Origin of the sequence: Haloferax sp. DFSO60 (assembly GCF_046557615.1) — an archaeon.
Lineage (GTDB): Archaea > Halobacteriota > Halobacteria > Halobacteriales > Haloferacaceae > Haloferax.
In genome coordinates, this window is sequence record NZ_JBKIII010000001.1 from 782,505 (window position 1) to 798,546 (window position 16,042).

Below are 16,042 nucleotides of genomic sequence, written 5' to 3' on the forward strand. Positions count from 1 at the left end.
TTTGTTTACAACCACGGGATTTTGTCCTATCACTCGCAGGCGGACAAAATCGGCAGGTGTCGGTAGTTCTTTTAGCCGCCACGGGTAGGGTCGGCTATGGTCTCTTTGGGACTCGTAGTGGCCCGATTCAACTCGTCGGTCACTGAACAGATGGAAGCGGCGGCCCGCGACGCCGCCAGCGAACGCGACGCGGACGTGGTCGAGACGATTCACGTCCCGGGTGCGTATGACTCGCCACTCGCCGCTGACCGCCTCGCCCGACGCGACGACATCGACGCCGTCGCAGTCGTCGGCGCAATCGTCACCGGCGACACCGAACACGACCGCGTGATTGCGGACGCCACCGCAAAATCGCTCACCGAAATCTCGCTCGACCGCGACAAGCCCGTCGTCTTCGGCGTCTCCGGCCCCGGAATGAGCGGTGCCGAAGCCCGCGAGCGTATCGACAAAGGTGCGGAAGCGGTTTACGCTGCGACCGAGATGGTGGAGGCGTTGGCATGAACTTCGACTTTAGCGACCGAGTTGGACGCGTCGAACCGAGCGCGACGCTCGCCATCTCGAACCTCGCAAGCGAACTGGAAGCAGAGGGCGAAGACGTCGTTGACCTGTCGGTAGGCGCACCTGACTTCCCGACGCCCGAGAACATCGTACAGGCCGCAAAGGACGCACTCGACGCTGGCCACACGAGCTACACCTCCTCGAACGGGATTCCGGAACTGAAGGAGGCTATCGCCGCAAAACTCCGCGGTAACGGCGTCGATGCCGAGGCCGACGAGATTATCGTCACGCCCGGCGGCAAGCAGGCACTCTACGAGACCTTCCAGACGCTCATCGGCGACGGCGACGAAGTCGTCCTCCTCGACCCCGCGTGGGTCTCCTACGAGGCGATGGTCAAACTCGCCGGTGGGTCGCTCAAGCGCCTCAGCCTCGCCGAACACGACTTCAAACTCGAACCCGCGCTCGACGAACTCGCCGAGACGGTCTCCGACGAGACGAAACTGCTCGTCGTCAACACGCCGTCGAACCCGACGGGTGGCGTCTTCTCCGATGCGGCACTCGAAGGCGTTCGTGACCTCGCGGTCGAACACGACTTCGCAGTCATCTCCGACGAAATCTACGAGCGCATCACCTACGACGGCTTCGAACACACCTCGCTCGGTTCGCTCGACGGCATGGCAGACCGCACGATTACCATCAACGGCTTCTCGAAGGCCTTCTCCATGACTGGCTGGCGTCTCGGCTACCTCCACGCCCCATCCGACTTCATCGGGCAGGCTGGCAAGCTTCACTCGCACTCTGTCTCCTGTGCGGTCAACTTCGTCCAGCACGCGGGCGTCGAGGCACTCTCCGAGCGCACCGACGACACCGTCGAAGAGATGCGACAGGCGTTCGAAGAGCGCCGTGACATGCTCGTTGACCTGCTCGCCGAACACGACGTCGAAGTCGCCGTCCCGAAGGGCGCATTCTACATGATGCTCCCCGTCGATGACGACGACCAAGCGTGGTGTGAAGGTGCGATTCAGGACGCGAAAGTCGCAACCGTCCCCGGCAGCGCGTTCAACGCACCGGGCTACGCCCGTATCTCCTACGCCGCCAGCGAAGAGCGTCTCCGCGAGGCAGTCGAACGCCTCGCCGAACACGACTACATCTAAACACCCTCTCTTCGCTCCGTTCTCGATTTCTCTCCGTTCTTTACACGCTCAGCCAATCCAGAAGCGGACGCTTCCGTCGCGCCCGGCGGCGACTGTGTAGCTCTTGTTCGCTCCCGCGAGGTTCGTCGTCAACTCGCCACCGACGGCGAGCGTCGCGTTCTGTCTCACTCCGTCTTCGACCCGACGTAGAAGTGCGATTTCCGTGCGGTCGCTGGTTGGAAGCGCCAGCACCTCCTGGTTGAAACCCGCGAACTTCCCGGCGAGGCCGCCATCGAGGTTCCGACTGCCGAGGACGTGGCTGCTGTAGTCACCTTCGTCGGTTGCAACGAGTTCTAACCTGCCTTCGGTCGGTCGGTAGAACTCCGCGACACCACCGATGTGTGGCGTTCGAACCGCCGCAATCTCCTGCGTATCGCCCGGGCCGAAGTCCTCGACTGCAATCGGATGTCGCCACCGGAACCCGCTTCCGATTGGCGCCCCCGACAGGGTTTCGCCCGTTTCAACGTCGATAGCGACCACGCGAGCGCCGACTTGGGCGTCGCTGGCGGTGGCGATGGCGTGCGTCGAGTCAGTACGTTCGAGGGACGTGACTATCGGCGCGATACCTTCGAAGACAGTCCCTTCGGGAGGAGAGAGTCGTGAGACCGACCAATCGTCCGTGTCGATGACGGCGATACTGCCCGCTTCGAGCGAGTCGCCGAGGACGTCGTGGTCGTACTCAGTTGTCGCATCGGCGAAGACGTACAGCGAACGTCCTTTTGCGACGATACGGGCGTCTGGAAGTGCGTCTATCTCGAACGTTCGGCGCTCGTGGGTCTCGTCTTCGGGATTCGGATGGACGGTCACGGTCCCCGCTTCGTCAATCGTGACGAGTCGGTCGCCCAGTGGAAATGGATGCGTGTCGGGCGACGATTCGGGGTGAGTGAGGACTCGCGGCGCTTCGGAAGAGATGACGGGTGGGCCGTCGATGCGGTCGGGACCAATCGAAGCCGATGTGACGTCGCCGTCAGCGGCGGCAAAGAACCCGTGGACGCTCCCATCGTCGAGGACGACGGCCCACTGTGTATCGGCTTCTGCCGTGCCGAAGTAGGGACGAGTGCCTGCAACCCAGACCGGCGTTCCGGGCACTTCGACATCGACCGGTTCGACCACATCGAGGTCGCCGCGTCCATCGAGATATCGATTACCGGTCACGTGGGTGTAGGTGTATCCCGCGTCATCCGGTCGCGGAATCTCGCTCTCAGTGGGCGTTGCAGGCGGGTCACGCCGAAGAAGAGAATCGACACATCCAGCGAGACCGACCGACGCGCCGACGCCAATCCTGCGAAGAAACGACCGTCGTGAGAAATCGAGACGTGGAGGGCGCATAGCCCACCCCACTCAGTGAGCCATCATTTACGTAACGCCTCGACCGGACGCTCGTTGGCGGCCTTCCACGCGGGATACAGTCCCGAGAGGAGACTCGTCGCCACGCCGAAGCCGACGGCGAGGAGGATGTAGAGGATGTTTATCGGTTGGAACGTCGCCAGTGCGTCGTTGAGGACGTAGAAGTTGAGCGCCATGCCCGCCGCGAGCGACAGCATCGCGCCGATGACGCCGCCTGCGATTCCTAACAGTCCTGCTTCGGCGAGAATCATCCGAATCACGTCGCCGCGTTGGACACCGACCGCGCGAAGCACGCCGATTTCCTGCCGTCGTTCGATGGTACTCATCAGCATCACGTTGAGGATGCTCACACCCGCGACGACGAGCGAAATCGACCCGATACCGATGAGGAACGTGTTCAAAATCCCGAAGAACTGGTTGATACTCTCGGTAATCACCGCGAGTTCGAACACCGTCACGCGCTGTTCGCGTTCGTTGAGTGCCTCGCGAATAGCGATTGCCGATTCGTTGGCCGCCTGTCCCGAGTCGGCGCTGACGACGACTTCGGAGTAGCCCGGCCCATCCACGTCGTCGATTGGGACGACGACTGCGTTGTTCGGACTGACGAGCGAGATTCCCTGTTCTTGTTCGAGGACGGCGGCAATGCGGTACGTTCGACCCCGAACTTCGATGGTGTTTCCGGCCTCTACGTCGAGCGTTTCGGCGACCGAAGACCCGACGAGTGCGCCTTGGCGAAGGCGGTCGGGGATACGCCCGTCGCTGGCGGTGTAGAGCGCCCCCGGATTCTCCATCCCCAAGATGCTGACAACCGTCTCTTGTTGCCCGCGGGCGACCACCCCCGTTCCGCGACGGATGGGGACGACAGTTCCGTCGTCGACGACGCGACGTATCTCGTCTACGTCGCGCTCGGTGAGTTCTTCGACCCCCTCTTGGAGATTCGGCGAGATGCTGACTTCGTTGCCGATATCGCCGAGTTGCTCACTCGCACCGGTTCTGAGCGTCGTCCCGAACATGCCGAGCGAGGCGATAGCGAGGACGCCGATGATGATACCGAGGACGGCGAGTCCCGAGCGAATGCGGTTCCGCGAGAGGTTGCGCCGAGCCATGAGGATGGCGGGAACGCGACGCGAGAGGTCGTCGAGAAAGCTCACTGTACCCTCCCGTCGATGAGGTTCACCGTCCGGTCGGCGAACTCCGCGAGTTGCGGGTCGTGCGTCACGGCGATGACCGCCACGTCGTCTTCCTTCCGAATCTCGTCGAAGAGGTCGAGGACGCTCCGACCCGTCTTGCGGTCGAGATTCCCCGTCGGTTCGTCTGCGAGCAAGATGCGTGGGTTGTTGATGAGCGCACGAGCGATGGCGACGCGCTGTTTCTGCCCACCCGAGAGTTGGTCGGGCCGGTGGTCGAGTCTGTCACCGAGGCCGACGCGTTCGAGCAACGATTGCGCCCTGTCACGGGCCTCGGGGTCGTTCCCGAAGAGTGTCGGCACTTCGACGTTTTCGAGTGCGGTCAGCGTCGGAATGAGGTAGAAACTCTGGAAGATGAAGCCGATAAACTGCTTGCGTTGGACCGTCATCTCTTGGTCCGAGAGGTCGGTCACGTCGTTTCCTTCCAGGAGGACCGTCCCTTCGGTGGGCGTATCGAGTAACCCGAGGACGTTGAGCATCGTAGACTTCCCGCTTCCGGATGGCCCCATGACGGCGACGAACTCACCGGGGTCGGCGTGGAAGTCCACGTCTCGCAGTGCTTCGACGATTTCGCCGCCGGTATCGTACCGTTTCCAGACGTTCTGGAGTTCGAGGAGATGCGTCATCAGTGGTTAGCGCCGACGGTACGCGAAGATACCCACACCAATCACGACCAGGAGGGCGACGACGCCACCAACGACGAGGAGTATCGAACCAAGGCCTCCTCCAAGTCCTCCGGCGGATGGCTCTTCTTGGTCCTCGGAGAATCCGGAGACGTCGATATCGGCCTGCATCGTCTGTTCACCGTTATCGGTGAGGTACGTCACTTCGACGGGGACCGAGGTGACCCCCGAATCGACTCTCGCGTAGAGGTCGAACGAGACGAAGTCACTGGCGGGGACGGTGCCCACGAAGTACTCTTCGTAGGGTCGGGCAGGTTCGACGCCATCGGCGGGAACGACGCGAACAACGACACCCTGTACGTCGTTGAGGCCGACGTTACTCGCACTGCCCGAGATGTGGATTCGATCGTCTTCCTGTTCGACGTCGATGCCGGTGAGTTGGATACGACCGGGCGAGGCGGCGTACTCGAGCGACGTCTGTGCCTCACCCGGTTGCCCACCGGTTCGGTAGGTCGCGGTCACATCGAGCGTCGCGCGGTCGATAGACGAGACGTTCAGTTGGTACGCTTGTGCCGACTCGGCCGGAACCGAAGCAACTGGTCGTTCGATAATCGTTCGGTCGCCGTCAGAAACCCGGAGTACGATGTCTTCGAGCGGGGCGTTTCCGAGGTTCGTCACGTCCGCAATCACTGCCGGGCGCGCTCCAGAGCCAACGCTCGCGTCGATTCGAACCGACTCGCGGAGCGGTTCGGCCGCTACAGATTCGGTGACGACGACAGTCTTACTCGACCCATCGACCGTCGTGTACTGGAGGGTCGCGGTCACTTCGCTGTCGGTCGTGTCGGGCGTGGTTGCGAACTCGAAGGTCTGTGCTTGCCCGGCGGCGAGCGTCGGGAGGACGCGAGTGTCGTTCTCTACGGTCCCCGGATTCGCTTCGAGCGAGAGGCGGAGGTTTCGAATCGCTTGGTCCTCGCCGTTGGAGACGGTGACGCGAACTGGTGATTCGGTGCCGACGACGCTGTCCGCCGTCTCTATGGCGACTTGCGGGCCACCCTCACGAACGCGGACGATAAGTGGGTATTCGAGCCGTTGGGTGCCGCTACTCGTTCGACCGACGACGGTGAGACGAAGGTCGTAGGTTCCCGTCTCCGTAAGCTGAACCGTCACTGGTGCTTGCAGCGAACTCCCGACCGGAACCGTCCCGAGGTCTTCTGCCCGGGCGATGTCGTTCGTCTTTCCTGCTTGGCGAACGAATACGTCGGTCACCTCGAAGTCTTCGGCGCTCCCCTGTGCGTTCTGAATCGTGGCCGTGATGGTAAATCGCTCGTCCGGTGATGGCTGGCTGGGCGTAACCGTCACATCAGTAATAGAGACAGACGCCTGCGCGACGACTGGTTGGACGGGAATCCCTGCCAAGACGACGGTGAGGAGAAGAACGAGTGAGAGGGCACGACGAAACATTGTTCATCTAATATATCGCCGAGGTGAGAAAAATAGTTGCCGGGGAAGACTGTCTGAACCTTGCTATATTCTCACAGAGGAGACATGGCGCTTCCAGTGGGCGAAGATAGTTAAGTCAGTCCGCACCGAGAATCCGACAGATGCACGTGCGCGACCTTCCACTCTCGTCGGCCCTCGTCGCCCACTACGAAGACGCAGGCATCGAGGAATTGTATCCACCACAGACCGCCGCCGTCGAAGCGGGGGTCGCAAACGGTGACCGTGTCGTCGCCGCAATCCCCACCGCCAGTGGCAAGACCTTCATCGCCGAGCTGGCGATGCTCACCGCCGACGGGCCGGGTCTCTACATCGTCCCGCTTCGCGCACTCGCCCGCGAGAAGTACGAGACGTTCGATTCGTTGCCGGGCGTCAACGCAGGGATTTCGACCGGTGACTTCGACGCACCAGACGAAGACCTCGGCGAGTACGACATCGTCGTCGCCACCAGCGAGAAAGTCGATTCTGCAATTCGAAACGGCGCGTCGTGGGTCGAAAACCTCGCCTGTGTCGTCGTCGATGAAGTCCACTTGCTCGGCGCACCGGGTCGCGGCCCGACGCTCGAAGTGACGCTCGCTACCCTCCAGCGCCGGGTTCCCGGTCTCCAAATCGTCGCACTCTCTGCGACCGTCGATAATCCCGAAGATATCGCGTCGTGGCTGGATGCCGAACTCGTCCAGAGTACGTGGCGACCCGTCTCGCTCCGAACCGGCGTCTACTGCGAGAGGGAAGTCGAATTCGACGACGGGTCGATGCTCGCAGTCGATATTCCACCACTCGACCCGAACGACGATGGCGATACCGAGGCGACCGTCTCACTCGTCGCCGACGCCATCGACAACGGCGGCCAGTGTCTCGCGTTCGTTCGCTCCCGACGAGAGGCCGAAGCACTCGCCGAGCGACTCGCCGAAGAAGAACTCGGTTCGGCCCCCAACCTCGCTGACGAACTCCAAGAACTGGGCGGAACGATGACCGGTCGGCGACTCACCGACTGCGCGCGAACCGGCGTCGGATTCCATCACGCCGGTCTTCGAAGCACACACCGAATGGCCGTCGAAAACGCATTTCGAGAGAAGCGATTGGCCGTCATCTGCGCCACACCCACGCTCGCCGCAGGCGTGAACGTCCCTGCCCGTCGCGTCGTCATCCGTGACCAGAAACGCTACACGGGCGAGGAGATGGCGTGGATTCCCGTTTTGGATGTTCACCAGATGTGTGGTCGGGCCGGACGCCCGCATCTCGACCCATACGGCGAAGCCGTCCTCGTCGGCGACGAGACGACGAAAGACGACCTCCGAGTACGCTACGTCGAGGCCGACGCCGAAGCCATTCACTCGCAGTTCGCCGACCCCGAAGCCCTCCGGACGCACGTCCTCTCGGTCGTCGCCTCCGACTTCGCAGACTCCTTGGATGGCGTTGCGGACGTGTTCTCGGCGACCTACTACGCCCACCAGAATCCAGACGGCGACCTGACCGACCTCGTACGAGATGTCGTGTTCGAACTCTCAGAGTTGGAGATGCTCGAAATCGAGGGTGGTGGCGAGTCGCTGTCGGCCACACCGCTCGGCCTCCAAACCTCGCGGCAGTACATCTCGCCAACCACTGGGGCGAGCATCGTCGATGGTATCCGAACGATTCAGACGATGGACGAGAAGAACGTAACGGCGCGAACCGCGCTGGAGGTCATCTGCGACACGCACGACATGCTCGATACCTATCTTGGGAATCGTGAACGCGCGGTGATGTACCAGTACGCCCGCACCCACGCCGCAGAGTTCACGACTGCGATGGGCGAAGCCGAATCCTTCGAGCAGTGGTTGACGGCAGTCAAAACTGCGAGAATCCTCCACGAGTGGTCCCAAGGCGTCAGTATCGACGACCTCGTGGACCAGTACCGCATCGGGCCGGGTGACCTCGAATCGCGCATCGAGCGCGCCGAGTGGTTGCTCGGTGCGGCGGATGCACTTTGCGGCGTTCTTGAGGTGGACGTGCCGCAGTTCAGAGAGGTTCGGGCGTTGTTGTCGCCATAGCTACCGACCGAATTGTTTCCAATCAGGGGACGAGAGTCACCTCGGGATGCCGTTTTATGCTCCCGCGTCGCGTAGAAGCGGGTTATGGGTATCACCTACGAAGACTTCCTCGACCTCGGCTACGAACCATCGAGCGAAGACTTGGTCTGTACGTTCCGCATCGACCCCGCGACCGGAATGAGTACCGAAGCGGCGGCAAGTCGGGTGGCATCCGAATCCTCCAACGGGACGTGGGCCGCCCTCCGAACGGGCGCGGACTTCACCGACATGGGTGCGACCGCCTTTTCGATAGACGGCGACATCATCAAAGTGGCCTACCCCGCTGGGCTGTTCGAACCCGGAAACATGCCGCAGGTACTCTCCTGCATCGCAGGCAACATCATGGGCATGAAAGCAGTCGATACGATTCGCCTCGTGGACTGCGAGTGGCCCGAAGCAGTCGTCTCTACCTACCCCGGCCCGCACTTCGGGTCCAGTGTACGAAAAGAGATTTTCGGCGTCACTGACCGGCCAATCACGGCTACCGTTCCGAAACCGAAGGTCGGCCTTTCGACCGCCGCACACGCCGAAATCGGGTACGAGGCGTGGGTCGGCGGTGTGGACCTCCTGAAGGACGACGAGAACCTCACGGACCAGGCGTTCAATCCCTTCTCAGATAGGCTCACTGAGTCGCTCGCGCTCCGCGACGACGCCCAAGACGAGACGGGCGAGGTGAAATCGTACCTCATCAACGTCACCGCAGACACGAACACGATGCTCGACCGAGTAGACGAAGTCGCCGCCCAAGGTGGCGAGTACGTCATGGTCGATATCATCACCGCAGGCTGGGCGGGCCTCCAGACCGTCCGCGAGCGAACCGAGAAACACGGCATGGCGATTCACGCCCATCGGGCCATGCACGCCGCCTTCGACCGCATGCCGAATCACGGCGTCTCGATGCGTGTACTCGCACAGGTCTCTCGTCTCTGCGGCGTGGACCAACTCCACACCGGGACGGCGGGACTCGGCAAACTCGCTAACGAGGACACCGTCGGTATCAACGAGTGGCTTGCGGGCGACCTGTACGGCATGACCGACGTGCTTCCGGTCGCCTCCGGCGGCCTGCACCCCGGCCTCGTTCCAGACCTCCTCGATGCAACGGGAACCAACGTCTGTGTCCAACTCGGTGGCGGTATCCACGGCCACCCCGATGGCACCCGCGCAGGAGCAATCGCCCTTCGCGCCGCTATCGACGCCTACGTGGACGGAAAACCAATCAGTGAAGCCGCCGAGGAGACGCCCGAACTCGCTGTCGCCCTCGACAAGTGGGGCACCGAGACACCGCGCTAACGAGCATCGAAATCAGGGTTCGGCCCACGGTTCGGTCGTGTGTTCGCCAAACAGTTCGCGCATCAGCATGACGATGCTCTCGGGCGGGAACTGCCCACGTTCGGTAACGATTGCATCGACGTAGCGCGGCGGCGTCACGTCGAATGCAGGGTTTTTGACCGTCGGATTGCCGAGTTCGGCGAGCGTCTCGTCGTCGATGATTTCCTCAGTTTCACGCATCTCGATATCGACCGTGTGGCCGGTCATCGTGCCGGGGTGGAGTTTGAGCGTCTGCGCGGCGACCATGATTGGCGTGCCTCTGTCGCGGGCGTTGACCGCGAGACCGCTCGTTCCGATTTTGTTGATGACACTGCCGTCTGCCGCAACTGCGTCCGCACCGACGAGTACGTGGTCCACGTCGTTCAGATAGCGCCGGGCCGCCGAGTCGACGATGAGCGTGACCGGCACGCCCATCTCGTTGAGTGCTTTCGCGGTGATGTGACCCTGATTGCGGGGGCGTGTCTCCTTGACGATTGCTTCGATGTGTTTGCCCTGTTCGACCGCCGCTTCGACGCAGGCGAGCGCGTCGGTCGAGTGGCAGTGAGTCATGATGACGTCGCCGTCGCGGAGGCGGTTCGCACCGACCTGTCCGAGGTCGGCTTGGGCGCGGTCGAGTCGGGCACAGAACTCCGTCGCCGCCGCCTCGACATTCTCCCGAATTCCCTCGACGGTCTGGGCGTTCGTGCCGCGAAGGACGTAGCGAAGTGCGTTCGGCAGGCTCACTGCGGTCGGTCTGGTCTCGAGGAGAGTTCGAGCGGCCGCACGGAGGTCAGCACGGAGTACGTCGGGGTCTGTCGCATCGCTCTCGATAGCCTGCACGCGGAGGGCGCGGGCGGCCGCATCCGCAATCGTCGCGGCACCGCGAATCTCCATCGTGTCGATATCGTCCGCGATTCGTCGGACCTCTGGATGGACGCGGTCGGTCATGCTCGTATTACGCTCGTCAGCGGGAAAAATGATAGCAGCAATTGACCGCTTGGACGCAGTTCACACGCGGTCGATGAGTGCTTCGTCGGGGTGCCGAACCCGAACGGCTTCGACGCGCGTCGTGAGTTTTCTCGCATCAGCGAGTTTGTCGGGCGACTCGGCGTAGACCGTAAAGAGCAAGTCGCCTTCGACGACGGTATCACCGAGGCGGTGGCCGAGTTTGAGTCCTGCGGCGAGGTCCTTTGGCGCGCCTGCACGGCGGGCGATTTCGTTGATGTGGATGTTGTTGATGTGGGTGATAACGCCGGGTCGGTCGGCGTACACGCGATGCGTATGCTCGCCGGGAACGAGGTCGTCGGCCCGGATATCTGGGTCGCCGCGCTGGGCTTCGAGAATCGCGCGGAAGGTCGCTTCTGCGCGACCCGAGTCCAATATCTGTGCGGCATCGGCATCGACGCCGACCAATTCGAACAACAGGTCTGCGAGTCGAATCGCCTTGATTCGGAGGTCCGACGGTCCTTCTCCGGCGAGCGTTTCGAGGATGTCGCGCGCTTCGAGTAGCGGTCCGACGCCGCGGCCGACCGGTGCAGCGCCATTTGTAATCGCACATTCGATATTCATCGCGAGATGTTCACCGACACGCTTGAAATCGGTCGCCAACTCCTGAGCGTCGGCGAGTGAGAGGACTTTCGCGCCTTCGCCGTAGGGGATATCGATGACGACGTGGGTCGAACCTGCGCTCTTTTTTTTCGAGAGTACGGAGGCGATGAGTTGCCCACGTGGGTCGATAGACAACGGTGTCTCGGCTCGGATGATGCGGTCGTCTACTGGCGAGAGATTCACCGCGCCGCCCCAGACGAGACATCCACCAACGTCTTCGACGATGTGTCGTATCTCTTCGATTGAGAAATCGACATCACACAACACTTCCATCGTATCGGCAGTCCCTGCGGCGGACGTGACCGCGCGCGACGATGTTTTCGGGATTTTCACACCTGCAGAGGCGACGATTGGGACGAGAATCGGCGTGACGCGATTGCCTGCGACGCCGCCGATAGAGTGTTTGTCGGCGATGATTGGTTCGTCCCACTGGATTTGCTCGCCGATAGCGGCCATGCACTCGGTGAGGTGAAGCGTCTCAGTGAGCGACAGTCCGTTCGTATAGACCGCAGAGACGTACGCACCGAGTTCGACGTCTGAGAGGCGTTCTTCGTAGATGTCGCGCACGAGTTGGTGGAGTTCGTGGTGCTCGAGTTCGATATCGTCGAGTTTCTTGCGAATCGCCGAGACGGAGGCTGGTTGCGGGGCGATAGAGACGGTCACCGGACCTTCGATGTGTCCGAGGCGGCGCGTCACACCGAGGACGCCGGAGGGGACGAGTTTGTCCGTGAGTTCGACGATAGCGACCGAAGTACCGTTCGCGTGACGGAGTTGGACGCGCTCGACGGCGTGGACGCCGAGGTCAGCGGCATCGGCCTCGTTCAACAGAACCGTCGGTGCGCGTGACCCGATGTCGATGGGTTCCACGTCGAGTTCCATGCCTCATCTTGGCGCGAGAGTGCGATAAACTGTCACCCAGAAAACGAGACCGAACCAGGCGAGAAACCGGATTAGGCGAGAAGCGAGTCGATAACTCTCTCGTAATCCTCGTATCCACGAACGCCGACGAGGCGCTCGGCGGGTTGGCCGTTGGCGAAGACCATCACGGTGGGGACGCCACGAACCTGATACTGCATGGCGAGTTGCTGGTTCTGGTCGATATCGACTTTCACGATAGCCGCGTCAGTGTCGGCGGCGAGTTTTTTCACGGTTGGTTCGAGCATCTTGCACGGTCCGCACCAGTCTGCATAGAAATCGACGAGGACGACGTCGTACGATGAGATGACATCTTCGAATTCAGTCGCGCCGTTTACGTAGACTGGTTCGCTGGGCACACCGGCAGATTCTCCGTTTTCAGACGCTCCTCGTTCAACCTTTTCCGAGAGGTCGTCACGTTTCTGCTGGCGAATTGCTTCGAGTTCTTCGTCGGACATACAACACGGTACAGGCCGAATCGAAATAAGAGTTTTGCACATTTGAGACAATACAATGTCGCGGTGTGTGCGAACAACCCTCAGTGTGAATCTACGATTGGTCGGGTGAGTGTGGTATCGAAGGCAAAGAAGTCTCAGTGAGAGTCAGGGATGGGTCGAGGTGTCGTGCCCGCTCAGCACACGCATCACTCGACGTAGAGTGAATACGTGATGACCGCAAAGCCGACGAACGTCAACACCGCGTCGACGAGAACACCGGTGGCAAAGTCGATAGACAACAGCATGTCGAACGCACCTGCGAGGAGTGCGCCGAAGGTGACGATACCGAATCCGAGCGCCAAGGCTCGAAGCGCCGAAGAGCCGGTTCGGCGATACGCCTTGAGACTGAAGTAAGTAATCAAGCCACCGAGGATGAGAATCCCCGTCTTGACGATGATGATGAGCGTTGCAACCGTCGGTGAGCCACTGAGGTGTCCCATTTACGTTTCCCTCCGAACTGCAGACCAGATATCCGCGAGGCGCTCTTCGGGTGCGCGCTCGGGTCGTTCGATATCCACCACGAAACTTCGGTCTTCGGTGAGTGCGATTCTCACTTGGTCGAACGCGATCTCGTAGGTGGTCGCGTGATGGCCGTCCGCACGAATCTGTGTGCCCTCTCGCAACAACGCCGCATCAGTTAGCAGGTCTAACTTCCGGTAGGTCGTCGAGAGCGGGATACCACACACGTCAGAAATTTCACTCGCCGTCATTGGTTCTTCGAGTCCTGTGATGATGGCTCGTGCGTCCGTGTCGTCTAGCGCGTCGAGTACCGCCGCCAATTGGGCTGACTCCATCGCAGACCGGTCGCGCGCCATTACATCAATTGACTGAGGAACATCTTATTAACCCTCCGGGTCGGTCGGCACGTCATCGACCGATTTCGCAGGTCGGTCGTAGGCACCCACGGTTCGAAGTTCGCCAGCAGCACGAAGCACAGACGGTGTTCGGCACACACCCGGCGCACCGGTGACCTGCGGAACTGCACAGTTGTTACAACTCTCGCAGACGGCCCGCGTCTCCGGTGTCACATCGCGGCCAAGCAAGCGCGCCGGAAGTTCTGGTTCGGCGTAGAACGGCCGCGCCATCCCAACCGCATCACACGCCGACCCGAGTAATCGGTCTATTTCGCCCCGTTCGCGGATGCCGCCTTCACAGAGAACGGGTACGGAAACCTCGTCGCGGACGCGACGACACAACTCGCCGTTCCACGCGGGGTCGAAGTCGTACCACCACGCCTCGATTCGGTTGCCGAGTGCGACGAGCCGTGACCGAACTTTCCCACCAAACGCCGACTCGTAGCCGGATTGATAGCGTTCGTCCTCCCACGCTCGTGCCGGATACGACCCGCGAACGATGCTCGCATCCCAGACGACAGACCCCGAGACCGGAACGACCGCATCGTATCCGTACTCGGCCAGTCGGCGACAGATGGAACGTGCGTCGTCTTCGGTGAGGTGCGGGCCAATTCCGGGCGGTGCAGCCGTCTCGGCGGGCACTTTCGTCATCACTGGCACGTCGCCCGCCTGCGCGCGAATCTCGTCGTAGACGACTTCGAGGAATCGAGGGCCATCGCCGAACTCGTCGGCTCTGCGGTTGTAGAACGGCGAGAGAAACTGGTGGACGATTCCCATGTTCGCACCCGCGATATGGATGATGTCGTATCCGGCATCGACTGCCATCCCCGCCGACCGGCCGAAATTGCGTGCGAGTTCGTACACTTCGTCGGTGTCGAGGACGTGTGCGTCGTAGTCGAGAAAGCCGAGTCGGTCCAGCAGTCGAAGCGGTTTCGGGACCGGTGAGACGGCGAGTTGTCGGAGTCCCGAGTTGGCATCTCGGTACTCGGTGTGCCACGTCTCCATGCTCCGAAGGCCGCCGTGTTCTAACTGAATGGCAATCTTCGCCCCGTGTTCGTGGATTCGGTCGGTGAGTTCGCGGAGGTTGGCAACAAATTCTGGATCGGTGACGCGAGTCATCTCGGGTGCCGCACACCCGCCTTCGTCGGCGACGATTGTCGCACCCTGACAGACGAGTCCCGCGCCTGCCCGTGCAGCGGGTTCGAGTTCGGAGATGAGCGTCTCAACAGCCTCCGGTCCGGTTCCGGCACACTCCAAGAGGGGTGCCCGATACAACCGATTCGGGAGTGTCACACTCCCGATATCGAGTGGGTCGTCGAGACGCGGGTGAGTCATGACATCCAGTTGGTTGCCTCAGATAAAAATCGGCGCGCCGTGGAACTCACACTTTTTGCCACGTCCGCCCGATTGCCGGGTAATGGAACCCGAACCGTTCCGATACGACGCGGAAGTCCCACCGGGTGAAACCCGACACGTCCGCTACGAAATCAGCGAGACGTATCTGGGCGACCCCGTCGAGATTCCGGTGACGATTATCAACGGCGAGCATCCCGGCCCGAAGGTGTTCATGAACGCCGCACTGCACGGCGACGAACTCAACGGCGTAAAGGTGATGCAGGAAGTCGCAGACACCTACTCACCAGCGGATATCCACGGTACGCTCGTCTGCATTCACGTCGCCAACGTTCCCGGCTATCTCGCCCAACAGCGCTACATTCCGATTTACGACCTCGACCTCAATCGGTCGTTTCCGGGGCGTGACGGCGCGAACACCGCCGAGCGGATGGCGAATCAAATCTACCGGCGATTCGTCGAACCCTGCGACATCGGTATCGACTTCCACACCTCGACGCGGAATCGGACGACGATGTACCACGTTCGTGCCGACATGAACCGCCCAGAAGTCGCGCGACTCGCTCGGGCGTTCGGTGCCAACCTCATCCTCTCGGGAGAGGCCGAAGCAGGGTCGCTCCGCACCGTCGCAACCAACGACGGCATTCCGATGATTACCGTCGAGATGGGTCGCGCTCACCGGTTCCAACTCGCGCTCGTGGACCGGGCACTCGATGGTGTCGAGAGCGTTCTCGCCGAGTACGGCGTCCTCCCCGGCGAGGCGGTTCACTGGCCCGGTTGGACGCGAATCATCGACTCCGCAAAGGACAAGACGTGGCTCCGAGCAGACGTTGGTGGACTCGTCGAAATGCAGTACGGCGACGTTCCGTTGGTCTACGAAGGCGACACTATCTGCACCATCTCGGACCACTTCAAGACGCGTGAGCGCCAGGTCGCCGTGCCGTTTACCGGACTCGTCGTTGGCGTCCTCCAGAATCCTGTCGCCGCCCCCGGCCACCCACTCTGCCACCTCGTGAGCGTGGACGACCAGACGCTCCGTGAAATCGAACGCGAAATCGAGGCCGGAGAGTTCACCGAGCGTCCGTGGAGCTAA

At 61.7% G+C, this 16,042-nt stretch carries 15 protein-coding genes; 5 read left to right on the forward strand and 10 right to left on the reverse strand.

Features of this window, described 5'->3' with window-relative positions:
* Positions 1 to 96: 96 nt before the first annotated feature.
* On the forward strand, positions 97 to 501 hold the full coding sequence (gene ribH, locus ACK509_RS04120; RefSeq protein ID WP_410765224.1) for a 6,7-dimethyl-8-ribityllumazine synthase: 405 nt from the start codon (positions 97 to 99) through the stop codon (positions 499 to 501).
* A complete protein-coding gene (locus tag ACK509_RS04125; RefSeq protein WP_410765225.1) occupies positions 498 to 1,652 on the forward strand; it encodes a pyridoxal phosphate-dependent aminotransferase in 1,155 nt (384 codons plus the stop codon). Before ribH ends, ACK509_RS04125 begins: the two co-directional genes overlap by 4 nt.
* A 48-nt stretch (positions 1,653 to 1,700) precedes the next feature.
* Here the strand turns inward: ACK509_RS04125 and ACK509_RS04130 are convergent, their stop codons facing one another.
* Genes ACK509_RS04130 through ACK509_RS04145 form a run of 4 tightly spaced genes read right to left on the reverse strand, consistent with a single transcriptional unit; the run spans position 1,701 to position 6,309 of the window.
* Positions 1,701 to 3,020 carry a hypothetical protein gene (locus tag ACK509_RS04130; protein ID WP_410765226.1) on the reverse strand — a complete coding sequence of 440 codons (1,320 nt, stop codon included), beginning with the start codon at positions 3,018 to 3,020 and terminating at the stop codon, positions 1,701 to 1,703.
* Between the two features lie 23 nt (positions 3,021 to 3,043).
* A complete protein-coding gene (locus tag ACK509_RS04135; RefSeq protein ID WP_410765227.1) occupies positions 3,044 to 4,189 on the reverse strand; it encodes an ABC transporter permease in 1,146 nt (381 codons plus the stop codon).
* On the reverse strand, positions 4,186 to 4,851 hold the full coding sequence (locus ACK509_RS04140) for an ABC transporter ATP-binding protein (protein WP_410765228.1): 666 nt from the start codon (positions 4,849 to 4,851) through the stop codon (positions 4,186 to 4,188). The genes ACK509_RS04135 and ACK509_RS04140 overlap by 4 nt, the downstream gene beginning before the upstream one ends.
* Positions 4,852 to 4,857: 6 nt before the next feature.
* Positions 4,858 to 6,309 (reverse strand): hypothetical protein, encoded by a 1,452-nt coding sequence (locus ACK509_RS04145; protein WP_410765229.1) that lies wholly within the window; start codon positions 6,307 to 6,309, stop codon positions 4,858 to 4,860.
* A 140-nt stretch (positions 6,310 to 6,449) separates the two neighbouring features.
* Here ACK509_RS04145 and ACK509_RS04150 point away from each other — a divergent pair, with 140 nt between their 5' ends.
* Positions 6,450 to 8,375, forward strand: coding sequence for a DEAD/DEAH box helicase (locus ACK509_RS04150; RefSeq protein WP_410765230.1), 1,926 nt, complete (start codon positions 6,450 to 6,452; stop codon positions 8,373 to 8,375).
* Positions 8,376 to 8,459: 84 nt separating this feature from the next.
* A complete protein-coding gene (gene rbcL / locus ACK509_RS04155; protein WP_410765231.1) occupies positions 8,460 to 9,704 on the forward strand; it encodes a type III ribulose-bisphosphate carboxylase in 1,245 nt (414 codons plus the stop codon).
* Between the two features lie 12 nt (positions 9,705 to 9,716).
* Here rbcL and ACK509_RS04160 read toward each other — a convergent pair whose 3' ends face one another.
* The 6 genes from ACK509_RS04160 to ACK509_RS04185 all read right to left on the reverse strand — a co-directional run bounded on the left by ACK509_RS04160 (position 9,717) and on the right by ACK509_RS04185 (position 14,931).
* The gene (locus tag ACK509_RS04160) at positions 9,717 to 10,670 is read right to left on the reverse strand and encodes a ribose 1,5-bisphosphate isomerase (RefSeq protein WP_410765232.1); all 954 of its coding nucleotides are present in this window, start codon (positions 10,668 to 10,670) and stop codon (positions 9,717 to 9,719) included.
* A gap of 60 nt (positions 10,671 to 10,730) precedes the next feature.
* On the reverse strand, positions 10,731 to 12,209 hold the full coding sequence (locus ACK509_RS04165) for an AMP phosphorylase (protein WP_410765233.1): 1,479 nt from the start codon (positions 12,207 to 12,209) through the stop codon (positions 10,731 to 10,733).
* 71 nt (positions 12,210 to 12,280) lie between these two features.
* The gene (gene trxA / locus ACK509_RS04170) at positions 12,281 to 12,703 is read right to left on the reverse strand and encodes a thioredoxin (RefSeq protein ID WP_410765234.1); all 423 of its coding nucleotides are present in this window, start codon (positions 12,701 to 12,703) and stop codon (positions 12,281 to 12,283) included.
* A 185-nt stretch (positions 12,704 to 12,888) separates the two neighbouring features.
* Positions 12,889 to 13,182, reverse strand: a complete 294-nt coding sequence (locus ACK509_RS04175; protein ID WP_410765235.1) for a hypothetical protein — start codon at positions 13,180 to 13,182, stop codon at positions 12,889 to 12,891.
* Complete coding sequence (locus ACK509_RS04180; RefSeq protein WP_410765236.1) at positions 13,183 to 13,557, reverse strand: helix-turn-helix domain-containing protein; 375 nt, start codon at positions 13,555 to 13,557, stop codon at positions 13,183 to 13,185. It abuts the gene before it with no gap.
* 27 nt (positions 13,558 to 13,584) lie between these two features.
* Positions 13,585 to 14,931, reverse strand: coding sequence for an NADH:flavin oxidoreductase (locus tag ACK509_RS04185; protein WP_410765237.1), 1,347 nt, complete (start codon positions 14,929 to 14,931; stop codon positions 13,585 to 13,587).
* An 82-nt stretch (positions 14,932 to 15,013) separates the two neighbouring features.
* Between ACK509_RS04185 and ACK509_RS04190 the strand changes: the two genes are divergently transcribed.
* On the forward strand, positions 15,014 to 16,042 hold the full coding sequence (locus tag ACK509_RS04190; RefSeq protein WP_410765238.1) for a succinylglutamate desuccinylase/aspartoacylase family protein: 1,029 nt from the start codon (positions 15,014 to 15,016) through the stop codon (positions 16,040 to 16,042).